Source organism: Corynebacterium sp. HMSC068H04, assembly GCF_001811255.1.
In the GTDB taxonomy this organism is placed as follows: domain Bacteria; phylum Actinomycetota; class Actinomycetes; order Mycobacteriales; family Mycobacteriaceae; genus Corynebacterium; species Corynebacterium hesseae.
This window is the reverse complement of the sequence record NZ_KV803997.1, coordinates 1-24,090: the sequence shown is the minus strand read 5'-3', so window position 1 is coordinate 24,090 and position 24,090 is coordinate 1. Positions and strand designations below refer to the sequence as shown.

General features: G+C 63.6%; 21 protein-coding genes. 10 read left to right on the top strand and 11 right to left on the bottom strand.

All coding sequences use genetic code 11. From position 1 onward, the window contains the following. Positions 1 to 77: 77 nt before the first annotated feature. A complete protein-coding gene (locus tag HMPREF2792_RS06795; RefSeq protein WP_070532189.1) occupies positions 78 to 1,301 on the top strand; it encodes a glycosyltransferase 87 family protein in 1,224 nt (407 codons plus the stop codon). A gap of 165 nt (positions 1,302 to 1,466) precedes the next feature. On the opposite strand, the gene HMPREF2792_RS06790 is transcribed toward HMPREF2792_RS06795, so the two are convergent. Genes HMPREF2792_RS06790 through HMPREF2792_RS06780 form a run of 3 tightly spaced genes read right to left on the bottom strand, consistent with a single transcriptional unit; the run spans position 1,467 to position 3,682 of the window. Beyond that, positions 1,467 to 2,603 carry a glutamate--cysteine ligase gene (locus HMPREF2792_RS06790; RefSeq protein ID WP_070532186.1) on the bottom strand — a complete coding sequence of 379 codons (1,137 nt, stop codon included), beginning with the start codon at positions 2,601 to 2,603 and terminating at the stop codon, positions 1,467 to 1,469. A 48-nt stretch (positions 2,604 to 2,651) separates the two neighbouring features. Next, a complete protein-coding gene (locus tag HMPREF2792_RS06785) occupies positions 2,652 to 3,401 on the bottom strand; it encodes a LytR C-terminal domain-containing protein (RefSeq protein ID WP_070532183.1) in 750 nt (249 codons plus the stop codon). Between the two features lie 26 nt (positions 3,402 to 3,427). Next, the gene (locus HMPREF2792_RS06780) at positions 3,428 to 3,682 is read right to left on the bottom strand and encodes a DUF3263 domain-containing protein (protein ID WP_070532179.1); all 255 of its coding nucleotides are present in this window, start codon (positions 3,680 to 3,682) and stop codon (positions 3,428 to 3,430) included. Positions 3,683 to 3,698: 16 nt separating this feature from the next. Here HMPREF2792_RS06780 and HMPREF2792_RS06775 point away from each other — a divergent pair, with 16 nt between their 5' ends. Genes HMPREF2792_RS06775 through HMPREF2792_RS06760 form a run of 4 tightly spaced genes read left to right on the top strand, consistent with a single transcriptional unit; the run spans position 3,699 to position 7,596 of the window. Continuing rightward, positions 3,699 to 4,313 (top strand): peptide deformylase, encoded by a 615-nt coding sequence (locus HMPREF2792_RS06775; RefSeq protein WP_070532411.1) that lies wholly within the window; start codon positions 3,699 to 3,701, stop codon positions 4,311 to 4,313. Beyond that, positions 4,313 to 5,311, top strand: coding sequence for an N-acetylglutamate synthase, CG3035 family (locus HMPREF2792_RS06770; RefSeq protein ID WP_070532176.1), 999 nt, complete (start codon positions 4,313 to 4,315; stop codon positions 5,309 to 5,311). The genes HMPREF2792_RS06775 and HMPREF2792_RS06770 overlap by 1 nt, the downstream gene beginning before the upstream one ends. Positions 5,312 to 5,316: 5 nt before the next feature. Then, entirely contained in the window at positions 5,317 to 6,126 is an 810-nt protein-coding gene (locus tag HMPREF2792_RS06765; RefSeq protein ID WP_070532173.1) for an exodeoxyribonuclease III, read from the top strand. Positions 6,127 to 6,132: 6 nt separating this feature from the next. Beyond that, entirely contained in the window at positions 6,133 to 7,596 is a 1,464-nt protein-coding gene (locus tag HMPREF2792_RS06760) for a phospholipase D-like domain-containing protein (protein ID WP_070532170.1), read from the top strand. Positions 7,597 to 7,818: 222 nt separating this feature from the next. Here HMPREF2792_RS06760 and HMPREF2792_RS06755 read toward each other — a convergent pair whose 3' ends face one another. Genes HMPREF2792_RS06755 through HMPREF2792_RS06740 form a run of 4 tightly spaced genes read right to left on the bottom strand, consistent with a single transcriptional unit; the run spans position 7,819 to position 11,221 of the window. Further along, positions 7,819 to 8,994, bottom strand: coding sequence for a multidrug effflux MFS transporter (locus HMPREF2792_RS06755; RefSeq protein ID WP_070532168.1), 1,176 nt, complete (start codon positions 8,992 to 8,994; stop codon positions 7,819 to 7,821). Further along, entirely contained in the window at positions 8,991 to 9,755 is a 765-nt protein-coding gene (locus tag HMPREF2792_RS06750) for an ABC transporter permease (protein ID WP_070532165.1), read from the bottom strand. Before HMPREF2792_RS06750 ends, HMPREF2792_RS06755 begins: the two co-directional genes overlap by 4 nt. Positions 9,756 to 9,760: 5 nt before the next feature. Further along, positions 9,761 to 10,693, bottom strand: a complete 933-nt coding sequence (locus tag HMPREF2792_RS06745; RefSeq protein WP_070532162.1) for an ABC transporter ATP-binding protein — start codon at positions 10,691 to 10,693, stop codon at positions 9,761 to 9,763. A 39-nt stretch (positions 10,694 to 10,732) separates the two neighbouring features. Then, a complete protein-coding gene (locus tag HMPREF2792_RS06740; RefSeq protein ID WP_070532159.1) occupies positions 10,733 to 11,221 on the bottom strand; it encodes an NUDIX domain-containing protein in 489 nt (162 codons plus the stop codon). Between the two features lie 84 nt (positions 11,222 to 11,305). Between HMPREF2792_RS06740 and HMPREF2792_RS06735 the strand changes: the two genes are divergently transcribed. Genes HMPREF2792_RS06735 through HMPREF2792_RS06725 form a run of 3 tightly spaced genes read left to right on the top strand, consistent with a single transcriptional unit; the run spans position 11,306 to position 16,451 of the window. Further along, complete coding sequence (locus HMPREF2792_RS06735; protein ID WP_070532156.1) at positions 11,306 to 12,742, top strand: hypothetical protein; 1,437 nt, start codon at positions 11,306 to 11,308, stop codon at positions 12,740 to 12,742. Next, entirely contained in the window at positions 12,742 to 13,833 is a 1,092-nt protein-coding gene (locus HMPREF2792_RS06730) for a glutamate ABC transporter substrate-binding protein (protein WP_070532151.1), read from the top strand. The genes HMPREF2792_RS06735 and HMPREF2792_RS06730 overlap by 1 nt, the downstream gene beginning before the upstream one ends. Next, positions 13,833 to 16,451 carry a tetratricopeptide repeat protein gene (locus HMPREF2792_RS06725; RefSeq protein WP_070532148.1) on the top strand — a complete coding sequence of 873 codons (2,619 nt, stop codon included), beginning with the start codon at positions 13,833 to 13,835 and terminating at the stop codon, positions 16,449 to 16,451. Before HMPREF2792_RS06730 ends, HMPREF2792_RS06725 begins: the two co-directional genes overlap by 1 nt. Before the next feature lie 26 nt (positions 16,452 to 16,477). Here the strand turns inward: HMPREF2792_RS06725 and HMPREF2792_RS06720 are convergent, their stop codons facing one another. Both HMPREF2792_RS06720 and pta read right to left on the bottom strand, forming a co-directional pair. Then, entirely contained in the window at positions 16,478 to 17,698 is a 1,221-nt protein-coding gene (locus HMPREF2792_RS06720; RefSeq protein ID WP_070521625.1) for an acetate kinase, read from the bottom strand. Next, positions 17,699 to 19,063: a phosphate acetyltransferase gene (gene pta, locus HMPREF2792_RS06715; protein WP_070532143.1), complete on the bottom strand. Its 1,365-nt coding sequence runs from the start codon at positions 19,061 to 19,063 to the stop codon at positions 17,699 to 17,701. Positions 19,064 to 19,411: 348 nt separating this feature from the next. Between pta and HMPREF2792_RS06710 the strand changes: the two genes are divergently transcribed. Further along, positions 19,412 to 21,532, top strand: coding sequence for a glucose PTS transporter subunit IIA (locus HMPREF2792_RS06710; protein WP_070521629.1), 2,121 nt, complete (start codon positions 19,412 to 19,414; stop codon positions 21,530 to 21,532). Positions 21,533 to 21,675: 143 nt separating this feature from the next. Beyond that, positions 21,676 to 22,503, top strand: coding sequence for a PRD domain-containing protein (locus HMPREF2792_RS06705; RefSeq protein WP_070532141.1), 828 nt, complete (start codon positions 21,676 to 21,678; stop codon positions 22,501 to 22,503). Positions 22,504 to 22,550: 47 nt separating this feature from the next. Here HMPREF2792_RS06705 and HMPREF2792_RS06700 read toward each other — a convergent pair whose 3' ends face one another. Both HMPREF2792_RS06700 and HMPREF2792_RS06695 read right to left on the bottom strand, forming a co-directional pair. Continuing rightward, on the bottom strand, positions 22,551 to 23,447 hold the full coding sequence (locus HMPREF2792_RS06700) for a class F sortase (protein ID WP_070532139.1): 897 nt from the start codon (positions 23,445 to 23,447) through the stop codon (positions 22,551 to 22,553). Between the two features lie 203 nt (positions 23,448 to 23,650). Further along, positions 23,651 to 24,090, bottom strand: a 440-nt coding sequence (locus tag HMPREF2792_RS06695) for a hypothetical protein (protein WP_369821994.1), incomplete at its 5' end; no start/stop codon positions are given.

The window sequence follows — 24,090 nt, the reverse complement described above, 5'->3', positions numbered from 1 at the left end:
CCTTCTCCCAGGAAATGAGGGCGAATTAATATAGGCTGCAAAAGGCAATAATTGGTGGTCATCCGAGGAGAGTCGACGTGAAGAAGCTGCAAGGCGTACCAACGATATGCGCTGTCCTCGCGCTGTGCATCGCTGTGATGGTGTACAAGTTCAGCCAGTTCGATGGGCCCCATGCCTTCATCAATATCCTCCCCTTCGACCTCTCCATCTACCGCATGGCGGGCGAAGACCTCAACGCGGGCGGCCTGCTTTACGACGCCCCCTATATCTTCGAGTTCCCCTTCACGTACCCGCCCTTTGCGGGGTTGCTGTTTAAGGTTTTGCCCTTCTTCAGCAAGGGTGCGCTGACCTTTATGTGGCCCTCGCTCATGTTCCTGGCGGTGTTGGCGATCATCATCATGATCTTCCGTGAGCGGGGCATGAAGGTGACCCCGGCGGCCGTCCTGGTAGCGGTGCTGCTCACCGCCCTGACCCCGGCGAATGAGGCGATGCACGGCTCGCTGTACTACGGGCAGGTCAACGTATTCTTGATGCTGCTCGTGGCCCTAGATTTCCTGCCGATTAAGCGCCGCCTGCCGGGCGTGGGTATTGGCTTGGCCGCGGGAATCAAGCTGACCCCGGCTTATATGGGGTTGGCTTTGCTCTTTGAGAAGCGCTGGTGGGCCGCCGCGGGGGCGGTCATTACCTTCCTGGTGACCGTCGTGCTCGGTTTCCTCTTCGTGCCCGATGCGATGGATTTTTGGACCGACGCCATGTTCAACTCCTCCCGCGTGGGCGAGCACGCCAACCCCGGCGCGAAGTCGCTGCGCTCGCTCATGTACCGCGTTCTAGGCGTCGACGGCGGCATCTGGTGGCTGCTGGCGGTCATCGTGGTCTTTGCGCTTACCTGCCTGGCGCTTCGCACCGCATACCTGCGCGGCAACCGCTCGGCGGCTTTCGCGTTGACGGGCCTGAGCACCTGCTTGGTCTCCCCCTTCTCGTGGTACCACCACTTCGTGTGGACCATCCCCTTCGTGGTCATGGTCTTCGTATCGGTCAACCAGGCGCTCAGCGCGCGCCTGTCCGGTAAGTTCGGCGAGCAACTCGCCGGCCTCGCCTCCGTGGCGGCACTGTTCGTGGTGTCGCTGCCGTTTATGTCGGTGCCAGTGTGGTTCACCATGTCCACGGCCAACCTCGATGCGATCGAGTCCTTCCAGCCGTGGGCGACTTCTCTGTGGACGCTGTCCTGCGTTGCCTTCATCGCCGTCTACGCGGTGTGGGGATTCGTCGCGCCACGCAAGCGCGCGGTGGCGGAGAGCTAGGGGACGTTTCGATCAAATAAGGGGGCAAAACCCGCCCGTTTTAGCGCACTATTTGATCGAAACGTCCTCGTCGAGGCGAGGCAGCTTCCCAAAAGGACGTTTCGATCAAGTAAGGCCCGGAAAACCATCAGTTTCCGGGCCTTGATTGATCGTTCGGTACTCAGGCTAGAGCGGCAAGAGCTGCTCCATCTCATCCGCGGTGGCCTTGACCACCTTCTGCCAGCTGCCGGTCTCCTCGTACAGGCGGCGCTGGCGCTCATAGCCCGCCCCGGAATCGATGATTTCCTGCACCAGCTGCAGCTCCCGGGCACAGCCCAGCTCCTCGGACAACGGGGCCAGCTCCACCAAGAGATCCGCCAGCTCGTCTTTGATCCAGCGCTCATCGGTCTCTCGCGAGGTGATGACCAGCGCGTCCATGCCATAGCGCGCACCGCGCCACTTATTTTCCGCCACGTGCCAGGGCTGGAGGGTCGGCAGCTTCTCGCCCGCATTGATCATGCGGTCATAGTGCACCACCAGGCAGTGCGTCAGCGCCACGATGGCGGAGAGCTCGCGGAGGTTGGAGGCGGCGTCGGAAATGCGCACCTCCACCGTGCCCCACTTGGAGGCCGGGCGAACATCGAAGTGCATCGAGCCCGTGTGGTTGATGACCCCCGAAATAGCCTGGTCCCGCATGTAGGCCTGCCACTGCGCCCAGTTTTCAAACTGGTAGGGCATACCCGCTGTGGGCAGCTGTTGGTAGAGCATCGTGCGGTTGGAGGCATAGCCGGTATCGAGCCCCTCCCACCCCGGCGAGCACGCGGAGATGGCCAGCAGGTGAGGATACTTCGTCATCAGCGCATTGATGATGGGCCACACACGCTCCTCGTGGCTAATGCCAACGTGCACGTGCGTGCCCCACAGCAGCATCTGCTGGCCCCAGTACTGGGTGCGGTTGATGATTTCGGAGTAGCTCTCCTTAGTGGAGACGGGGTTCTTGCGGAAGTCCGTGAAGGGGTGCCCACCCGAGGCCCACAGGCGCACATCCATGGAATTGGCCGCCTCACGCACTGCGCTGAGCGACGCCCCGAGGTCCCCCATCGCCTCCGGCACCGTCCGGCACACCCCGGTCACCAGCTCCACCGTGTTTTGGAGGAATTCCTTTTCTAGGTGCACGGAGGGGTGGGAGGCGCGGACAACGTCGATAAGCTCCGCACCACGCGGCACGAGATCCCAGGTCACTGGGTCAACGAGGGCAACTTCCCACTCAACCCCCAGCGTGGGCTCGGGCGAACGGGCAAAGTTCTCTTCCGGAATATTCACCCATTCATCCTATCCACCAACAGGGTGAATTTAATAAGTTTTTATTCCCTAGGCCTGGGGAACGGCGAGGACCACGACGACGGCATTGCCCTTAGTGTAATCCCCGGTCAGCTCGGCCGGGTACGGCGCGATGGCTTCCGCCGGAACGTTGCCGCCGTAGTACTGGGCGGCGACTTCCTTGGCCAGGTTCTCGGCGGCGGCATCACCCTGCGGGAAGAAGATGGTGGTCTGCGGTGCGACAAGGACGTCGCCGCTGATGTTACCTACCTCGGCCACCTTAAACTTTTCGCTCTTGAGGCGCTCGGCCTCATCTGCGGCGTAGTTGACGCGGCCGGAGTTGTTATAAACGTTGACGGGGATCTCCGCCTGGGGGCGATCGGCATTGCCTGCGGGTGCGTCGGCCTCGGCGTTCTCACCATGCTCAGCGCCGGCCTCAGCAGCGTTCTCCGAGTCGGCGTCGGTATCAGCCGGGCGCTCGTTCTCGTCGGCGTCCTTGGTCTTGTCGGCTTCGCCCGCAGCGCCGCCGGTATGGGCGTCGCCCTCGGCGCCACCGGTGGCGGGTCCGGACACGGCGGCATCGTTGGCGGGCGCGTCCTGGGCGGTGTCCTCGGAGCTATCCGAGGTCATGGCGTACAGAGCCCACATGCCGAGCATGACGGCCACGGCGATGAGCACCATAGCGACACCACGCAGCGGGAGCTTGCTAGCGGAGGCCGGGGCGGCGGCCGAGTCGGACTCGGCGGCGTGGCGCGCGCGGTCAGCGGACGAGGCAGAGTTTTCCGGATTCACATTAGTCACATTTGTCACTCTAGTATCTGCGAACCCTAGTCCGGCGCATTGTCGCGTGCGGCGCGCCGGACGTCCTCGCGGGCGTCACGAAGCCGGCGTAAACGGGTGACCAGCAGCGGGTAGGAGGCATGCGCGGCGGGGTTGTCGAGCAGCACGTTGAGGCGTTGGTGATAGCGCACCGGAGTAATGTCCAGCTGCGTGCGGATGGCCTCCTCCTTCGCGCCGATATCGCGCGGGGCGTGGGACTCGAACTCCAAAATCGCGGCGTCTAGGTCTGACAGGGAATGCATGCTTAAACTGTATTCCATGACTATTCGTCCCATCGTTATCCACGGCGACCCGGTCCTCCACAACCCCACCGAGCCGGTCACCGAGCCCATCGACTCCCCCGAGCTGCAGGAGCTCATCGCAGACATGCACGAAACCATGGATGCCGCACACGGAGTTGGCCTGGCCGCAAACCAGATCGGCGTGAACAAGCGCCTCTTTGTCTACCACTGCCCCGACACCGACGGGCCGGATGGCACCGAGCTTCCCGACGGCGGCATGCGCCGCGGCTGCGTCATCAACCCGGTGCTGGAAACCTCCGAGATCCCGGAGACCATGCCGGCTGACGACGGCTCCGAGGACGAAGGCTGCCTCTCCGTTCCGGGCGAGGGCTTCCCCACCGGCCGCGCTGACTGGGCCCGCGTGACCGGCAAGAATGAAAAGGGCGAGGACATCTCCATCGAGGGCTATGGCTTCTTCGCGCGCATGCTGCAGCACGAAACCGGCCACCTCGACGGCTTCGTCTACACCGACGTGCTTACCGGCCGCTACAAGCGCCAAGCCAAGAAGGCCATTAAGCGCAACGGCTGGACCGAGGCCGGCCTCACCTGGGTTCCGGGCGAGGACGAAGACCCCTTCGGGCACGAGGACTAATGTCCCGCATCTTCCGCTCCGATGCCGTCCAGGTGGGCGAGCGCGTGGTGGCCCGGCGCGATTTCGGCGGCGTGCACAGCGATGTCATCGGCCACGTGCTCAGCGTCGAGCCGCTGGTCATCCGTCCACAGGAGGTGGGCGGCTACCCGTCTTCGCTCGACGCGGTGGAGATCCCACCGGAGCAGCTCAAGATCATTAAGCGCCTCTCCCCGCGCACGGTCCGCAATTCCGATATCCGCGCCGTCGAGGTGGCCACCGCGGCTGCCTTCCCGGGCAAGGAGCATACGTGGACCTCCGATGGCCAGTGGCTCATGCGCGCGGGTGATGGTGTGACGGGGCGCTCCAATTCGGCGATTCCGCTGGGACCTTCTGCGGGTTTCCTGCCGGTGCCCATGGAAGAAATTGAAGCGTTCTATGCGCGCCACGAACTGCCTGTGTGCTTGGCCATCCCGGAGCGCATCGGCAAGCCTGCTGAGAAGCTCGTGGCGGCCGAGCCCGAAGCTTGGGAGCTCGAACCGGAAATCTTGGTGATGGTCCGAGACCTGGATGAGCTGCCGGCGCTTTCCGACGTCCACTTCGTCATCGATGAGCAACCCGATGCCGAGTGGCTCAACCTCTACCACTTCCGCGGCAAAGCCCTGCCGCCGCTGGCGCTGGAGTACCTGCGCAGCCACATCGAGGGCACGATGGGCTTCGGACGCCTCCTCTCCCCTGCTGGTGAGACCATCGCGATTACGCGCGGCACGCTCACCGAATCCGGGAACGGCACCGTGTGGCTGGGTTACTCCGCCGTGGAGGTGGCCGAAGGCTGGCGCCGCAAGGGCCTGGGCACCGCGCTGGGCGCGCACATGCTGGCCTGGGGCAAGGCACAGGGCGCGGAGAAGGCCTACCTGCAGGTCGTGGCTCATAATACGGCGGGAATTCGCCTCTACGAGAAGCTCGGCTTCCTCGAGCAGCACCGCCACCGTTACGCCCGCCGCCTGCCTCAAGTACCCTAAACCACATGCGCATCGCTACCTGGAACATCAACTCCGTTCGCACCCGCGCGCAGCGCGCGGTGGATCTTCTGGCCAAGCACGACATCGACGTGCTCTGTCTGCAAGAAACCAAGGTGGCGGATGCGAAGTTCCCCCGCGAGCCTTTTGAGGAGGCCGGCTACCACGTCACCTGCCACGGGCTTAACCAGTGGAATGGCGTGGCCATCCTGTCGAAGGAGGAGCCGGAAGAGATCCAGACCTTCTTCCCCGGTCAGCCCGGTTTCCACAAAGATCCCGCTAAGGATCAGGCGCGCGAGGCCCGGGCGGTATCGGCCCGCATCCGCGGGATTGAGATCTGGTCCCTCTACGTTCCCAACGGACGCGAGATCACGGACCGCCACTTCGACTACAAGCTGGACTTCCTCTACGCGCTGGCGCGCTATGTGGAGACCCGCGCGCAGTCGAAACTCTTGCTCACGGGTGACTTCAACATTGCGCCGCGCGATGAGGACGTCTGGGATATGTCCCTTTTCCGCGGCAAAACGCACGTCACCGAACCGGAGCGCGCGGCCTTCCAGATGTTGGAGGAAGCCGGGCTTGAGGAGGTCACGCGCCGCTTCACCGAAAAGGAGCGCTGGACCTACTTTGATTACAAGTCCTTGCGCTTCCAGAAGAACGAGGGCATGCGCATCGATTTCCAGCTGGCCAGCGAGCCGCTTGCACGCCTGGTCCAAGGTGCCCAGGTGGATATGGTTGAGCGCGCCGGCGACAAGACCTCCGACCACGTCCCGCTGATCGCAGACTTCGACGTCCCCGATTTCGCGTCGGTGCGCTAGCCTGCCATGAACCTCAACATCGATCTCTCCGTCTGGCAGCTTGTGCTGCTGATCATTGACTACGGCATCAAAATCATCGCCATCGGCGTGGTCCCCGAAGGCCGCCGCCCGTCTAGCTCCACCGCTTGGCTGCTGGCCATTCTGGTGCTGCCGATCGTGGGCCTGCCCCTGTTCTTGCTCATGGGCTCGCCCTATATCAACCGCCGGCGCCACCGCATCCAGCAAGAGGCCAACGCGCTGCTTAACGACGTCACCGCCTCCACCCCCAACCACCCCTCGGGCCGCCTCTCCCCGGAGGTGGAATCCCTCATCCAGCTCAACCGCAACCTCACCGGGCACCCGGCTCTGATTGGGCATAACAAGGGCTTGCACGCCTCCTATGAGGAGGCCATCCTGGCCATGGCCCGTGCGGTGGACCGCGCTGAGAAATACGTGCTCATTGAGATCTACATCCAGTCCTGGGATGAGGTAACCGATGTCTTCTTCCAATCCCTCGCCCGCGCCCGCCAGCGCGGCGTGGAGGTCAAGCTGCTGCTCGATCAGATTGGCAGCCTGAAGTACAAGGGTTACTTCACGCTGGGCAAACGCTTGAGCGCCATAGACGTCGATTGGCGGCTCATGCTTCCGCTGCAGCTGCACAAGGGCCGCTTCCGCCGCCCGGACCTGCGCAATCACCGCAAGATCGTGGTCATTGACGGCCACACGGGTTTCTTGGGCTCGATGAACATGATTAAGCGCGAATACAAGACGAAGGACCGCGCATGGATCGACTACATGGTCGAGATGACCGGCCCTGTGGTGACGTCCTTGGCCTCGGTGTTCGCGGTGGATTGGTACCTGGAATCGGAGGAGCAGCTGTCTTTGGACATGCAGCCCTATGACGACGCTATGACGACGGACTCCAACCACCTCCAGTTGGTCCCCTCCGGGCCCGGTTACACCACGGAACCTAACCTGCGCATGTTCAACTCGGTGGTGCACCACGCTAAAGAGAAGCTCATCCTTTGCTCGCCCTACTTCATTCCGGACGAGTCCCTCTTGGAAGCGGTCACCACCGCGTGCTACCGCGACGTTGAGGTGGAGCTCCTGGTTTCAGCGAAGGCGGACCAGTTCATGGTCAACCACGCGCAGTCCTCCTACTACCAAGCACTTCTGGAGGCTGGCGTGCGGATCTTCCAATTCCCCGAGCCCTTCGTGCTGCACTCCAAGTTCATCCTGGCGGACCCGAATCTTCCGGAGCGCGATCCACTGTGCATGTTTGGTTCCTCCAACATGGACATGCGTTCCTTCGGCCTCAACTATGAATCAACGATGCTGGTGGCCAAGGGCGACCTCATCGAGAATTTCACCCAGCTGGCCAGGAATTACAAGAAGGTCTGCCACGAGCTCACCCTCGAGGAGTGGAACGAGCGCGGCCTGCTGCGCCGCTACGTGGACAACGTCATGCGCCTGACCTCGGCGCTGCAGTAGCAAGCATATGCGGGCCCACACCTTGCTGCGGTAGGGCAGCATGGACCTGCAGATGGTTCCAGCCAGAAGTCTCCAGTCAAACGGTTCCAGTCAAACGGTTCCTCTGAACCTTCTGCGAGGCGGTAGATGGTTCGTTTGGGGGCAAACGAACCATATGACTAGAACCATCTCTGAGAATGACAAGGCGCCATCTGGGAGGTGCCTTATGCTCAATGGCGTACGCTAGGCGGCGCCGTGGGCCAGCCGCGTAGACACCACAAGGCCGCACAGCGAAATGAAGCTGCAGCACACCATCCCGATGGCCATGGTCAGCGCCGCATTTGAGCCCCAACCCATGAGCGGGCTGATGGCGCTGGCCAGCAAGGACTGACCAAAGCCCATGATGGCGGACACGCTGCCCGCGCGCGGGCGCATGAGGCCCGTGGCCAGCGCGGTCGCATTGCCCATGATGAAACCGGTCGGCGCCACGCACGCAAAGAGCACGAGGAGGCACACCCACACCGAGGCGCCGAGCAGCACCGACAGCAGCAAGAGCACCCCACACGCAAGAACGCCGCAAACGCCGATGCGCAGCATAACCGCCGGGGAGACCGAATCCATGGCTCGCGAATTCACCAGCGTGGCCATAAAGAGGCCCACGGAGTTGATGCCGAAAACCAGCGAATAGCCCAACGGCGAAAAGCCCCACTGGTTCTGCACCACGAAGGCCGAGGCTGAGATGTAGCAAAACATCGAACAGAAGCCGAAGGCCATGGTCACCAGGTAGCCCCACACCCGGGCATTGGTCAGGACCGCCCAGTAGTTTCCCGCCACCGTGCGGAACAACCCAGCGCGGGAGCGCCCACCCGCGGTTTCCGGGACGATGGCAATCGCCAGCACCAACTGCACCGCATGCAGCCCGGCGAGCACCCAAAAGATGCCGCGCCAGCCCAGCGGCTCTGCCAGGACACCGCCGAGCACCGGGGCCACCGCCGGCGCGATGCCCTGCAGCGCCATGAGCAGCGAATAAGCCTTCGCGGCAGCCGCGCCGTGCACGAGGTCAGGTACCACCGCGCGGGCGAGCACCACGCACGCGCCGCCGCCGAGGCCCTGCAGCACGCGGGCGGCCACGAGCACCGTGGCGGTCGGAGCCAGCGCCGCCAGCACGGAGGCAACCAGAGCGAGGGAGGCACCGGCGATGAGGAGGCGTTTGCGCCCGATGGCGTCGGAAAGCGGGCCCATCACCAGCTGTCCCACGCCCATGCCGATGAAGAAGCCCGAAATGGTCAGCTGGACCATCGCCCGGGTGGTGCCCAGATCGGAGAGGATCTCCGGCATCACCGGCAAGTACATATCAGTGGCAAAAGGCGCTGTTGCGGACAACAGCGCCAAGGTAGCCAGGAGTGGAAAAGGAATCACGCGTCGCGCTGCTCCAGCACGATGACGCCGAAAATCCACAGCACCGCGGCCCAACCGAAAAAGACGAGGGCCTCAAATCCTACCGATGACCACGGCGCGTTCTCATCGACATAGTTCACCGCCCAGTTTTGGAAGGCGGTAAAGGGCATGAAGTGAATGGCCTTATCGCCCACCGTCGGCAGCACACGCACGATGTTTTCCAAGCCCAAGTACAAGATGAGGGAAATCGCCACCGTGCCGGCGGTCTGCCGCAACAGCATGCCCAGGCCCTGCACGAAGGCAACCACGCCGAAGGCCGCGAGCGGGAAGGACCACAGCATGTACTTGCCATCCTCGCTGGCAAAGGGCTGGAAAGCCTCCGCCGCCGATTCATTCGTCGTCATATCCGCCAACACGAAGATGTACACCAGGCTCAAGAAAGCAATAATGGCCGCGATGACGCCGTAGAGCAGCAGCTTGGCACAGGCCACTGTCCAGCGCTTCGGGTTGGTCATGAAGGTCAAGGATTGCGTCTTATAGCGGTATTCCGTGGTCACCACCATCGCGCCCTGGATCATTATGATCGGCATGCCCATGAGCAAGAGGATGGAGGCCAAGGCCCGCTCCTGCAGCGGGCTAATGCCCAGCACCGCCTCCCCCGCGTTGAGCGAGTTCAGCAGCGTCCAGCCGGTCACGATGAGGAAGATGAGCGCCGTGGTCCACCAGAAGGACTTCGTCGTGCGCAGCTTCGTCCACTCCGCATGCACAGTGTTGAAAAACATTAGCGCTATACCCCTTCCTTCGGTGCCGCCGCCTGGTACTGCACCGCGCGTTCCGTCATAGTCACGTAGGCCTCTTCCAGCGAGGCGCGGTGGAGCGTCAATTCCGTCAGCGGCACACCCGTGGAATAAGCCAGCTGACCCACGTAATCCGTGGTTTGGTTCGGAATGACCAAGGTGCGGCGCTGCTCCTCATCAACGGACTCGCTATACGTGATGCCGGCCTCCTTCAGCGCCGAGCCGAACTCGCGCAGGTGCTCCGAGCGCACGATAACCGAGGCACTGGAGTTTTCCTTGACAAAGTCATAGGTGCGTTGATTAGCCAAGAGCCTGCCGCGGCCAATCACCACGAGGTGGTCCGCGGTTTGCGCCATCTCCGCCAGCAAGTGCGAGGAGATAAGCACCGTGCGGCCCTCCGCCGCCAGCGCCCGCACGAGCGAGCGCACCCAGCGAATACCTTCCGGATCTAGGCCGTTGACCGGCTCATCCAGGATCAGCACGCCCGGATCCCCCAACAGGGCGGCCGCCAGGCCGAGGCGCTGGCCCATACCGAGGGAGAAGCCGCCAGCCTTCTTGCCGGCAACATCAGCCAAGCCCACAAGACCCAGCACCTCGTCGACGCGGGAAGTAGGAATGCCATTGGCCTGCGCCATCCACAACAGGTGGTTGGCGGCGGTGCGGTTGGCGTGGACCGCTTTGGCGTCGAGAAGCGCGCCCACCTCACGCAGTGGGTTCTTCAGCTCGCGGTAGGGCTTGCCGTGCACCAGAGCAGTGCCAGCGGTGGGCTTGTCCAAGCCCAGAATCATGCGCATCGTCGTTGATTTTCCAGCGCCGTTTGGTCCCAGAAAACCGGTCACTTGTCCCGGCTTCACCTGGAAGGTGAGGTCATCGACGGCGCGGACAGACTTGTACTGTTTGGTCAGTCCGGCTACTTCAATCATGCCCTACAGCGTGCCACAGGTTCCCGCCGCGCGCCTGTATCAGCTGCTGATTTCCTCCCAGCGCTCCAGCAAACGCGGCAGCGCTTCCCGGAAGGGAGCCAAGAGCTCTAGCTCTTCTACCTGGCTAAACGGCACCCAGCGCAGCTCGGCGGATTCCTCATTGGCGGTCACCGCCAAGCGCCGGCCAGAAAGTGTCCGCGCCAACACCGTGGTATAGGTCCAGCCTTCCTCGAAAGGCCCAGAGGTGACCAGCGCATCCAGCACCTCGACGTCTGAGGCCGAGATTCCGGTTTCCTCCGCCGTCTCCCTCAGCGCTGCCTGCTCCGGGGACTCCGGCTTATCCCGCGCCCCGCCCGGAATTCCCCAGGTCCCGCCATTATTCGTCCACGTGGCACGGTGCTGGAGCAACACCTCATCCCCCGCCACCAAGAAAAGGCCAGCAGCTCCAAACTTGCCCCATACCGGCACCCCGCCCGGCCCCTTAGACCAGCCATCACCGGAGAGTTCTGGGTTTACGCGTGTACACATGCCTTCCACGATACGTCAGAAGCAGCCCGCGCCACCCTGCCCCAAATCATCGCGCGACGCGCTCAAGGGCGCTATCCTAAGGGAATGACCGGCCCGGCCACCGAACTGCGCGAGCACTCCCCCGAATCATGGGGCGATCACTGGCTCGATGAAGTCACCGAGCCCGCCAGCCCGGCGTTTAGCCGCCCGACGCAGCTGGCCATGAGCTCCTTCGCCGGCCCCGCGCGCGTCATCCGGCGCCTCTATAGCTTCGCGGCCACCACGCCCGGCAAGCTTTTTACGGTCACCGTCATCCTCACCGTCGCGCTCGCGGCGGCCGGCTTTTCCATGTCTTCATCCTCGGCTTCAAGGCACGATGACCTGGATACCTTGCTGACCTCCACCGAGCCGATGTCGAATGCGGCTCACCACCTCTACACCAACCTGTCCCTGGCGGATACCGTGGCCACCACCGGCTTCGTGCAGGCGGGTGTGGAGCCGGAGGTGAACCGCAACCGCTATAACGAGGCCATCGATGCCGCCTCCGTCGCCGCCACGGAGGCCATCGTGGGCACCTCCGCGGAGGATGAGCGCGTGCGCGAGCTCGTCACGTTTATCCAACGCAAGCTGCCGGTGTATACCGCGCTCGTGGAAAAGGCCCGCGTCAATCACCGCGCGGGCCACGCCGTGGCGAATTCCTATATGTCGAACGCCTCGGCGCTCATGCGGACCCAGATCCTCCCCGCCGCCGCGGAGCTGTTCACCTTGACGTCGGAAAAGGTGAGCCAACAGCAGCAGCGCCTGACCCGCCCGCAGTGGGTGCCACTATCTGGTCTGGTCGCCGCGCTCATCTTCCTCGGCCTGGCGCAGTGGTGGCTATGGCGGCTGACCCGCCGCCGCTTCAACCGCGGTTTCGTGGTGGCCACGGGGCTGTTGTTCCTGGCGCTGGTGTGGGCCTCCGCCTCCAATTTCGCCACGTGGGCCTCGGGCCACCAGGGTTTCGAAACGGTGTCGCGCCCCTGGGATTCGCTGACCGCCTCCCGCATCGAGGCCCAGCAGATGCGCACCTCGGAGACCCTCGCCTTGGTCCTGCGCTCCTCTCAGCAGGACATGTCCGTGCACTTTAATTCCACGGTGTACTCCGTCAACCAGGCTCTGCGGGACTATGAGCAGGCGCTTGTCGACGACGACTTCCCCTCCTCCGATCCCACCCTGATTCCCCGCGCGAAGCAGGCAGTGGAAGATTGGACGACCACGCACGAGAACTTCATGGAGGATCTCTCCATGGGTGACTACGATGCCGCGCTGTACCAGGCCACCGCCATCGATCCGGACGGTGACCCCACCGCCGCCAGTGCTTTCAACGCTGTGGATAATTCCTTGGCCGCGCTCATCGACCAGGCCCGCGACGCCATGCGCACCTACCTGGTCCAGGGGCTCAACGCCATGACCATGGTGTCTACCGGCGTGCTCCTGGCCACCTTCGGCGCGATTATCGCCGTGTGGTTGGGAATCCGTCCCCGTCTGCAGGAGTACCTGTGATGCGCCGCCCTACCACGAAACGCCCAGCCTGGACCGCGGCCCTGCTCGTGCTCAGCAGCGCCGTGGCACTCAGCGCTTGCGAGCCGGAGCCGCCCAGCGCGCCGGATCCCATCCTGCCGTCTACCGCGAACCTCGATTCCACGCCGGGCCCGCCGCTACCGGAGGATGCCATCATCGAGCCCGCCGGCAGCGGTGAGGTGTCCAAGCAAAGCGATGCCGAAGCCTACGGCTCCTACCGCCCGGACGATAAGACGCCGAGGGAGCGCGTGCCCGAGATCCTGGAGCGCGGCCGGCTCATCGTGGGCGTGGACCGCTCCAATAACCTGCTCAGCTACCGCGATACCGCCACCGGCGAGGTCCGCGGCTTCGAGGTCGACATCGCCCGCGAAATTGCACGCGATATCTTTGGGGATCCCAACAAGGTGGACTTCCGCTTCGTGGAAGCTTCCGAGCGCGCGCGTGCCCTCAACGACCGCACGGTAGACATCGTCATCCGCACCATGACGATTAGCCCCACACGCCAGCGCGAAGTCGCCTTCTCCATTCCCTATATGCAAACGGATGCCCGCTTGCTGGTGCTGAAGAACTCCGGCATTCACTCCATCGCGGATACCGCCGGGTTGACCTTGTGCGCGACGAAGGGTTCCACCATGGTGGACGCGATACGCAAGCACGCGCCTACTTCCGATATCTTGGAGACCCGCGCCTGGGGCGATTGCCTCATGGCGCTGCAGCTGGGGCAAACGGACGGCATCGTGGTGGATGATGCCCTGCTCTCCGGGATGCTGGCGCAGGATCGCTACACGGAGATCGTCGGCGATCCCCTCGAAAGCCAAAGCTATGGCGTGGCCGTGCGCAAGCCCGATGGCTCTTATGACTCGCGCCCGCTCATCCGCCAGGTCAACTCCACGCTGGAGCGCATCCGCAAAGACGGGACCTGGCAGCAGCTCTTTAACGAGTGGCTCGGGGATTACATGGATCAGCCCGTGCTCCCGGCGCCGAAGTACCTCGACGAAACCCCGCCCGCGACGGAATCGCAATCGAGTTCCCCAACCAGCAATCAGCCCGGTGAGAAGAAGGAGGGGCACTAATGTCGCACCGCTTCAGCGAGGATGAGCTCGACCACCTCACGCCCGAAGAGCACGAGACTGCGCAGCCCAAAGCCGCAGATCCCGCAGCCGTGGAGCCCGAAGCTCCTGCCGACGCCACCCAGGCCGTGCGCTTCGATCCCTTCGCCGATGAGGAGGACGATTTTTCGGAGGACCACCACCTCACCGCGTCGTCCGCGGAATCCGGCGGCCAGAACGCAGCAGCGCCCGGCGCCGACAGCACGGAAGCCTCAGACCGCACCGCGGCAGTCCCCTTCGATCCCTTCGCGGATGACCTCGAGGAGGAGGACCTCGGTGCCACCGGCGCCGTCCTCTCCCCAGCGGACCGCCCCGGCGCGCACGGCACCGCGACGGGCAAACCCGACGACGGCGAATACGTCGATTCGGATAACATCGCGGCACTCATCGAGGAGCTGGGGCAGCTGCGTGATCGTCGCAAAGCAGAGGACCCCTCGCGGGCCTCCCGCCGCCGCGCGCTCGATACCTTCCGCCAGCGCCGCGCCACCAAGCGCACCGACCGCGAGGTGGCCGATGGCATGGCCACCTTGCCCTTCGTGGTCCCGGTAGATCCCAGCGAGGCGCTCATCGATCCGAAGGATGCGCCCCGCGCCGCACCGCCGCAACTTAAGCCGGGCGACATGGTGGCCGGGCAGTATGAAATCCTCGGCGTGCTCGCGCATGGCGGGTTGGGGTGGATCTACCTGGCCAATGACCATTTCGTCTCCGGGCGCATCGTGGTGCTCAAGGGCATGCAATCCACCAATTCCGCGGAGGAAACCGCCACCGCGGAGGCGGAGCGCGAGTTCCTCGCGGACATCACGCACCCGAATATCGTGAAGATTTTCAACTTCATCGATGACCCCCGCGTGCCCGGCGGCTTCATCGTCATGGAATACGTGGGCGGCCCCTCGCTCAAGCAGCGCCGCAACGACCAGGTCAATGATCGCTTCCCGGTCGATACCGCGATTGCTTACATCCTGGAAATCCTGCCCGCCTTGGACTACCTGCACGCCCGCGGCGTGGTCTACAACGATTTGAAGCCCTCCAACATCATCGTCACCGAGGACCAGGTCAAGCTCATCGATCTGGGCGCGGTCTCCGGCATCGGCGCCTTCGGCCACATCTATGGCACACAGGGTTTCCAGGCCCCGGAGATCGCCACCCAGGGCCCCTCGGTGGCCAGCGATATTTACTCCATCGGCCGCACACTGGCCTGCTTGACGTTGAAGCTGCCGGTGGAGGATGGCGTCTATAAGCCCGGCCTACCCTCCCCTACCGAGGAGCCGCTGCTGCGCCGCTACCTCTCCTTCTACCGCCTGTTGTTGCGCGCTACCGATCCTGACCCGGAGCAGCGTTTCGCGTCCGTGTCCGAGCTGCGCAACCAGCTCTTCGGAGTGCTGCGTGAGGTCATCGCGCTGCGCGATGGCATCCAGCACCCGGCCCAGCACTCTGTCTTCTCCCCGCAGCGTACGACCTTCGGCACGAAGCACCTGGTCTTCCGCACCGACCAGCTCATCGACGGCATCGACCGCACCGTGCGCATCACCGCCCCCGAGGTGGTCTCCGCGCTGCCCATCCCGCTCATCGTCCGCTCCGATATCGGCGCCCCGCTGCTGCAGGGTTCCTCCTACACCGAGCCACAGGAAGCCTTGGAGACCCTGCGACAGGCCATGCAGACTCCGGAGTACGAGGAGTCCGCGGAGATTCCCCTCGGCGTGGTGCGCGCCATGATTGATCTGGGATACATCGGCCAGGCACGCGAGTGGCTGACCTCCATCGAGGAGCGCTTGGGCAAGGACTGGCGCTTCCACTGGTACTCGGGCGTGACCGAGCTGCTGCTGGATAAGTACCGCGAGGCTCAGGCCCATTTCGCCCACGTCCTCGACGTGCTGCCCGGTGAGGCCGCCCCGAAGCTGGCCATCGGCGCGGTCAACGAGCTCATCCTGCAGCAGCTGGGTTTTTCGGAAGCCGCGCTTATCGACGCCTCCGTCGCCCGCGCCTGCGCCAACCTCACCACGTCGCTGGCGGATCTGCCCAACGATGCTTTCGAGGATCAGCCCGGCATCTGGGACCACGTCACCGATGATCCGGCCCACCTGCGCTTCAACTCGCTGCGCCTCTACGGCATCGTGTGGGCCACGAACCCGACGACGGTCTCCTCCGCCTTCGGCCTGGCCCGCCAGCTGCGCGCTGAGCACCAGGTTGAGCTCGCCGTGGCCACCTTGGATAGGGTGCCCAATGCATCGCGCCACCACCGCATGGCCCGCTTGACCACGGTCCTGCAGCTCATCGTGCACGATCTCTCCGAGTCCCGCATCCGCCGTGCCGCCCGCCGCTTGGAGGAGATTCCGCAGAACGAGCCGCGCTTCTTGCAGATCAAGATTGCGGTCATCTCCGCCGGGCTGACCTTCTTGCGCGAGGCAGACCTCGACGCCGCTGCCTCCCCCAACGATCTCTTCGAGTTTCCCTTTACCCAGCGCGGCCTGCGCTATGGCCTGGCGGATACCTTGCGGGCACTAGCCCGCCAGGCACCGTTCGCCCGCCACCGCTACGCGCTGGTGGACTTGGCCAATAAGGTCCGCCCGGTCACGATGTTCTAGGTGCCGGCTTTCGCCGGCACCTAGAACTAGTACAGGCCCGCCTCCCGGGCCATGGCCGCGATGCCCGCGGACTTCTGCGCGATGGCCAGTTCCTCGTTGGTCGGCACCACGAAGACCTTGACCTGGGATTCCGCGGTCGAAATCATGCGCGGCTCCTTCGAGCGCACGAGGTTGGCTTCCTTGTCGAAGTCAATGCCGTACATGTCCAGGTTGTACAGCGAATCCTGGCGGACCTCGGTATCGTTCTCACCCACGCCGGCGGTAAACGTAATCGCGTCCACGCGGCCCAGCGCAATCATGTATGCACCGATGAAGCGGCGCAGCTGGTGGATGTAGATGTTGTAGGCCAGCCAGGCGTCCTGGTCCTCGTTGTTGATGCGCTCGCGCAGCACGCGGAAATCGTTGACACCCGCAATGCCCTTCACACCGGAGCGCTTGTTCAGAAGGTTGTCGATCTCATCGATCGACATGCCTGCCTCACGCGAGAGGTGGAAGATGATACCCGGGTCAATATCGCCCGAGCGCGTGCCCATGGCCAGACCCGCCAGTGGGGTCAGGCCCATCGAGGTATCGATCGGGCGGCCGTTGCGAATCGCCGCCGCCGAGGCACCGTTGCCCAGGTGCAGCGTGATCTGGTGGACGTGCCCCGGGTCGCGGTCCAAGAGCTTCGGCACCTGCTGCGAGACGAACTCGTGGGAGGTTCCGTGGAAGCCGTAACGGCGAATATCGTACTGCGAGGCCACATCGTTATTGATGGCATAGAGCGCGGCCGCCGGCGGCATGTGGTTGAAGAAGGCCGTATCAAAGACCGCCACGTGCGGGATATCCGGCAGCAGCTTGCGCGCCACGCGGATGCCGTCCAGGTTGGCCGGGTTGTGCAGCGGCGCGAGCGGGATGAGGTCCTCGATCATGGACTCAATCTGGTCCACGATGAGCTGCGGCTCGCTGAACAGGCGCCCACCGTGCACAACGCGGTGGCCCACGGCGATGACCTCGACATCCGTCGGGCCCACGCCGTGCTCGTGCATGATGCCGAACGCGCGGTCGAGGCCGAAGGAGTGGGTAGGAATCTCCAGCTCTTCCTTGTATTCCTCACCGCCCGTCTTGACGGTCACCGCACCCTGCGGCTCTCCGACCTGCTCCACCAAGCCGGAGACCAGCGGGGTATCCGTGGCCGAGCTTTCCGGGTCCACCAGCTGGAACTTAACCGAGGAGGAACCCGAATTGAGAACGAGTACGTACGCCATCTACTTCACCCCTGCCTGGATAGCGGTGATAGCCACCGTGTTGATGATGTCCGGAACGGTCGCGCCACGCGAGAGGTCATTGACCGGCTTGTTCAGCCCCTGCAGAATCGGGCCCACCGCCAACGCGCCACCGGTGCGCTGCGCCGTCTTATAACCAATGTTGCCGGCCTCCAGGTCCGGGAAGACGAAGACCGTAGTCTTACCCGCAACGTCAGATTCCGGCGCCTTCTTGGCGGCCACGCCGGGGTCACAGGCAGCGTCGAACTGCAGCGGACCATCCACCGCCACGGAGGAATCGATGCCGCGAGCCACCTCGACGGCCTGCGTCACCTTCTCCACGTCCGGGCCAGCGCCCGAGGTACCCGTCGAGTAGGACAGCAGCGCCACGCGCGGGTCTAGGCCAAACTGTGCTGCGGTCTGCGCAGAGACGATGGCGATCTCGCCGAGCTGCTCCGGGGTCGGGTTCGGGTTCACCGCGCAATCACCGAACGCCCACAGGCGGCCCGGCATCACCATCAGGAAGATGGAGGAGACAACGGAGGCCTCCGGCTTGGTCTTGATGATCTGGAAGGAAGGCTTAATGGTGTGCGCCGTGGTGTGCGCCGCGCCGGAGACCATGCCATCGGCCAAGCCCTTGTGCACCATCATCGTGGCGAAGTAGGACACGTCCTTCATGGTCTCGCGCGCCTGCTCCAGCGTCACGCCCTTCTTCTTGCGCAGCTCCGCAAAGTCCGCTGCAAATTCCTCCGCCAACGGGGATTCCAGGTGGTTGATGATCTCCACGCTACTCAGGTCGATCCCGAGTTCCTGGGCGCGCTTTTCGACGTCCCCGTCACCCAGAATCGTCAGCTTCGCCACCTTGCCCTTGATGAGCTCCCCCGCGGCCTGAAGGATGCGGTCATCCTCGCCCTCCGGCAGCACGATGTGCGCCCCGATTTCGCGGGCCTGATCCAGAAGCTGCTTCTGGAAGAGCTCGGCGCACATATAGGGCTCGATGTCCTCCAGGGAGGAAATCGCACTGGGGACGGAGGAGACGTCGCCCACCGCGCCCACCACGGTGGCGCCCACCGAGCGCGCGTGCTCCAGTGCCAGCTCTGCGGCGCGGTCAGGCGCGTCGGAAACCAGCACGAAGGGCAGGCCCAGAGCGGCTGCGGCCTTGGCGTCAAAGTCCATAACGCCTGTTCCCTGAAGGACCAGGTTGCCCGCGGGGGCGTTGTCCAAAACCTCGCTGAGCGTGGTTCCCAAGTCATCGACCTGGGCGAAGGTGGCTCCTAGTTCCTGAGCCACAGCAGCAACGTCCAAGCCGTCGAAGCCGCGCCCGATGACGCTGATAAAGGCAGAATTGCGTGAGGACTTGGCGGTCATGACCAACCTTTCTCTGCATAGAAGGTGTGTACCCGGGGTCACAATTTGGGACACACAGTGACACTACGACACTTTCACAGTACGGGAACACATCCCTGCTCGCCGCCCGCTTGACGCTTTTCCTCATCAACTTCCCAGGCCACCGACACCTATCCCGGAACCACAGTGTGCTATCCCACAGTAACTTGTCTCCCGTGAGCACCCCGGAGTACGCTCCTAACCAGGATTGTTACTTCGGGCAAGACCTAGGCTCCCCACTCTTAGCCGCGTGGGGATGGTTCGCTATGAACCATTGTGGCCTAGGTCTTTTGTGGTTTTCACAGGCCCTTAACTCGCGAAAGGATTCTCATGTCGACTGATATTCGCTCGGCAGCCGAGGCCATCCTGGATGGCATCGGCGGGGCGGAGAACATCACCTCTCTCACGCACTGCGCCACCCGCCTGCGCTTTGAGCTGGCTGATGCCTCCAAGGCAGACAAGGAAACACTCGAGGCCATCCCCAAGGTCATGGGTGCCGTGCCCCAGGGCGGCCGCAACTACCAGGTTGTCATCGGCGGTGACGTGGCCACGGTCTATGACGAGATCAAGGCCCTCCCGCAGATGAAGAACCGCAACCAGTCCGGCGGCCAATCTAATGACGATGTCAAGGCCGCCGCCCGCGCCAAGTCCAAGGGCAAGCTGCCGTGGATGGACGCCTTCTTCGAGTACCTTTCTGACTCCTTCCGCCCGATTCTGGGCGTGCTGCTGGGCGCTTCCCTCATCATCGCCTTCGCCTCCGTCCTGGACGCTTTCGGCGTCGTGGACTTCCGTTCCCCGGACAAGCCTGCCTCCTGGTTCTTCGTGGACGCCATGTGGCGCTCCGTGTTCTACTTCCTGCCGGTGATGGTGGCCTACAACGCTGGTAAGAAGCTGCGCATCGACCCGTGGGTCCCAGCCACCATCATGGCGGCGCTCTTCACCCCGGAGTTCCTGAACCTTTCGGAGAACCCCGCGGTCCAGTGCGTCACCAACGACACCCTCGGCGCTGAGCAGTGCTCCATCCCCATCTTCGGCATGACCATGCAGCTGCCGGAGTACGGCGGCAACGTCTTCGTGCCGCTCATCATGGCGGCCGTAGCGGCGCTCTTCTACAAGGGCTTCCAGAAGATCATCCCGTCTGCGGTGCACATGGTCTTCGTCCCCTTCCTCACCCTGCTCTTCGTCATCCCGCTGACGGCCTTCCTCATTGGCCCGTTCGGTGTGTGGGCCGGTAACGGCATTGGCGCTGGCCTGTCCTGGATGAATGACAACGTTCCGTTCGTCTTCGCCCTGGCTATCCCGATGCTCTACCCGTTCCTCGTCCCGCTGGGCCTGCACTGGCCGCTCAACGCCCTCATGCTGGTCAACATTCAGACCTTGGGCTATGACTTCATCCAGGGCCCGATGGGCGCATGGAACTTCGCCTGCTTCGGCGCTACCGCTGGCGTGCTGGCACTGTCCATCCGTGACCACGACACCGTGATGCGTCAGACCTCCGGCTCTGCCCTCCTGGCTGGCCTGCTCGGCGGCGTGTCCGAGCCTTCCCTCTACGGTATCCACCTGCGCTACAAGAGGATTTACCCGCGCATGCTGGTGGGCTGCTTCGCTGGTGGCCTGACCGTGGCCCTGTTGACCCTGGGCACGAACGGCATTACTACCGACGCCTTCGTCTTCACCTCCCTGCTGACCATCCCGGTCTTCACCCCGATGGCCAAGTACGCCATCGCCATCGCAGTGGCCTTCTTCGTGGCCTTCTTCCTCATCCTCTTCACCGACTACCGCACCCCGGAGGAGCGCGCTGAGGCTAAGGCCGCCCGCGAGGCAGCCGAGAAGGCCGAGCTCGACAACGCCAACACCGCCGACAACGCCGCGCTTGCCGACGCCCCCGCAGCAACCGCCGCTGCCGGCGCTGGCGCCGGTGCCGCCACCGCAACCGCCACCAAGGCTGACGTCGGCGCTGCTGCAGACGCCGACACTACTGAGCCCGCCGCTGGCACCACCACCGACATCGCCTCCCCGGCTGCCGGCAAGGTTGTCCCCATGGCTGAGATCGATGACCCGGTCTTCTCCGCCGGCACCCTGGGCGACGGCGTGGGCATCGTCCCCGAGAACAACGAGGTCTACGCCCCCGTCAGCGGCACCGTCATGAGTGCCATGAAGTCCGGCCACGCCTACGGCATCAAGACCGAAGACGGCGTGGAGGTCCTCGTCCACATCGGCATCAACACCGTGAAGATGAAGGGCGAAGGTTTCGCCCCAGCCGTCAAGAAGGGCGACACGGTCAAGCAGGGCGAGCTGCTTGCCACCGTTGACTTCGCCAAGGTCACCGAAGCCGGCTACGACACCACCATTGTCCTTGCCGTGACCAACACCAAGGCGCTGTCCGCCGTCACCCCGGCTGGCCTGAACCACGCAGCCGCTGGCGATACGGTCATCACCACGACCCGCTAAAGGACCCACTAGGGAACCTTTAGCACGCCTCTAACGAACCCTGACTAAGCTGGCTCGATGGAACCACCATCGTGGCCGGCTTTAGTCGTTTTAGCCCCAACCGGCTAGCCTTAACCGTTTAACCCCAACCAGAAAGGTGCCTTGTGCAACTGTTGCGAGTGTTCAATAACAACGTCGTGCTCGCACGCCGCGGCGCGGAGGACGTCATCGTCACCGGACGCGGAATCGGCTTCCAGGCTCACCCCGGCACTGAGGTTGACCCGGCGAAGGTGGTCAAGGTCTTCGTACCGGATTCTGGCCGCGACCCGGACCACCTGGCCGCCATGATCGCCGGCATCCCCGGCGAGTACGTCCAGCTGGTCATCGACGCCATGCACTCCGTCGACATGTCTGAGGCACTGCGCAGCAAACTCACTTTGGTCGTCGCGATTGCGGACCACATCCACGGTGCCGTCAACCGCGGCAACGCCGTGTCTTATCCCCTCGAAGCCGAGGTGCGCCACCTCTACGCCGAGGACTTTGCCCTCGCGCAGCAGCTACTCACGGCCATCAACGGCGGGCTCCATAAGCCGCTGGCTCCCGACGAAGCCGTGGCCATCACACTGCACTTGGTCAACGCCGGCTTCGCGGTGGGGGATCTCTCCGGCACCTACCGCATGACGGGTCTGATTCAGCAGATTCTGGCCGTTATCGGCTCGCACATCGATACGGAGCTCATTAGCGAGGACATCTCCGTCGCCCGCTTCATCACGCACCTGCGCTACCTCTTCGTGCGCATGGCGGAGCACCAGCAGCTGGACTCAGACGACCGCCAAGTAGCCACCGCCATCTCCGCGCGCTACCCCGATGCCGTCGAGACCGCCCAGATGGTAGCCAACCTCATTGAGCTGCGCCTCGACAACACATTAACCCCCGATGAGGTCTCCTACCTGACGCTGCACATCGCGCGCCTGGAGGAGGCCTCCGCCTAAGCCATCACCCCGCTTAGGCTATTGACGCTTAGGCTATTGACACCAACCTAAGCCGCCGGCGCTTCGACAGCACCCTCAGCGGGCGCGTCAACAGCACCATCGACCGGTGCCTCAGCGCCGCCTTCCACTGGCGCCACCGGCTCTGCCACGGTGATGATGTTGTCCTCGTAGCCCAGCTCGCCGCCGACGAACTTGCCGCCGCAGGTGATGAGGACCAGGCGGTTCTCTCCCTGCGTATCGTTCACCACGTCCGGGAAACCTGAACCCTTCGGCAGACGGTACGGCGCCTCCGTCACGCGGAACTGGCGCTCCTCACCGTCGATGAAGACGGTGAATTCCTGGCCCTGCTCCAGGGTGGTGAACTTCTCCGCAAAGCCCGTTCCCTGCCCCTGGTAGTTGATATGGCCGGTGATAACGCTGGAGCCCACCGGGCCAGCCTCGCCCGGTACTGCGGAGGCGGAGTACCAACCCAAGCGCTGCACATCGCGCGGCGGAATCAGCATGCCGGTATCCGTAACCTGAATCGGGTCCACGGCGGCGAACTCATCGTTGATGCCCAAGGACATAGCACCGAAGCCACGGAACTCACCCGGTGCCGCATCAATCTCCTGATCCTGCTCACCGGAGTCATCCACGAAAGGATCATTGTTCGTCGTCGGGGCGGCAGACTCAGCGCTTTGCGACGTCTCCGCCGAATCCCCCGCATTGTCTTCCGCGGAATCATCGCCATTGCGGCCTGCATAGATCACCAGCTGCACGATGACCAAGATGACCGCGATGAGCGCCACCAGACCAATGAGGAGCTTCTTATTGCCCTTCTTCGATTCGCCCGCTGACTGCTCCTCACCGGCACGGTGCTTCGCCCCGGCGGCCTCCCCGGCAGTCTCACCCGTGGAATCGGCGGGGTATTCCGGAAAATCGTTCTGTTGGCTTTCGTCAGCCATAATCTCTGCTCCTTGTTCCTGTCTTCTAATTATGGGCGTCTAGCTTCTAAAAGTCTTCGCGATGGGGTTTCGATGTAAACAATAGTCTAAGGATCATACGACGAATCCCCTCCAGCGTTTTCACCCTGGAGGGGATTGTCCTAATCATTGTCTGCCCCTACCACGCCCGGCCGGTGAGGGCCGGGATGGTGTTGCAGTGCGGACTACTTGATGAAGTCCTGCATGCCTGGGTCAAGCTCGGTTGCACCGGAAGGTACGTGCTTGATCTCCACGCGGTGCGTGTTGGACGGCACCGGCTGACCGAAGTCCTGCGGCTGGTTAGCAGCATCCTCCGGCGGGGTTGCGTCCAGGACGGTAACCTCACGGTCATCGCGGCCGGTGTTGTCATGGGACTCACCGTGGTTGTTGCCACCATCGTGGCCACCATTGCCACCATCATGGCCGCCGTTGCCACCGTTGTGGCCACCGTCGGTGATGATCTTGATCAGGCCCAGCCCCGGGATGAGCAGCAGCCACCACGGCAGGTCCTTCTTCGAGCTGCCCTTGTCTCCATCATTGTCCTTGCCGTCGCCCTTATCCGGGGTATCGGAAGGCTTGTCGGAGTCAGAGGTAACCGTCTGGTTCTTGTCGTTGATGTCCTTGT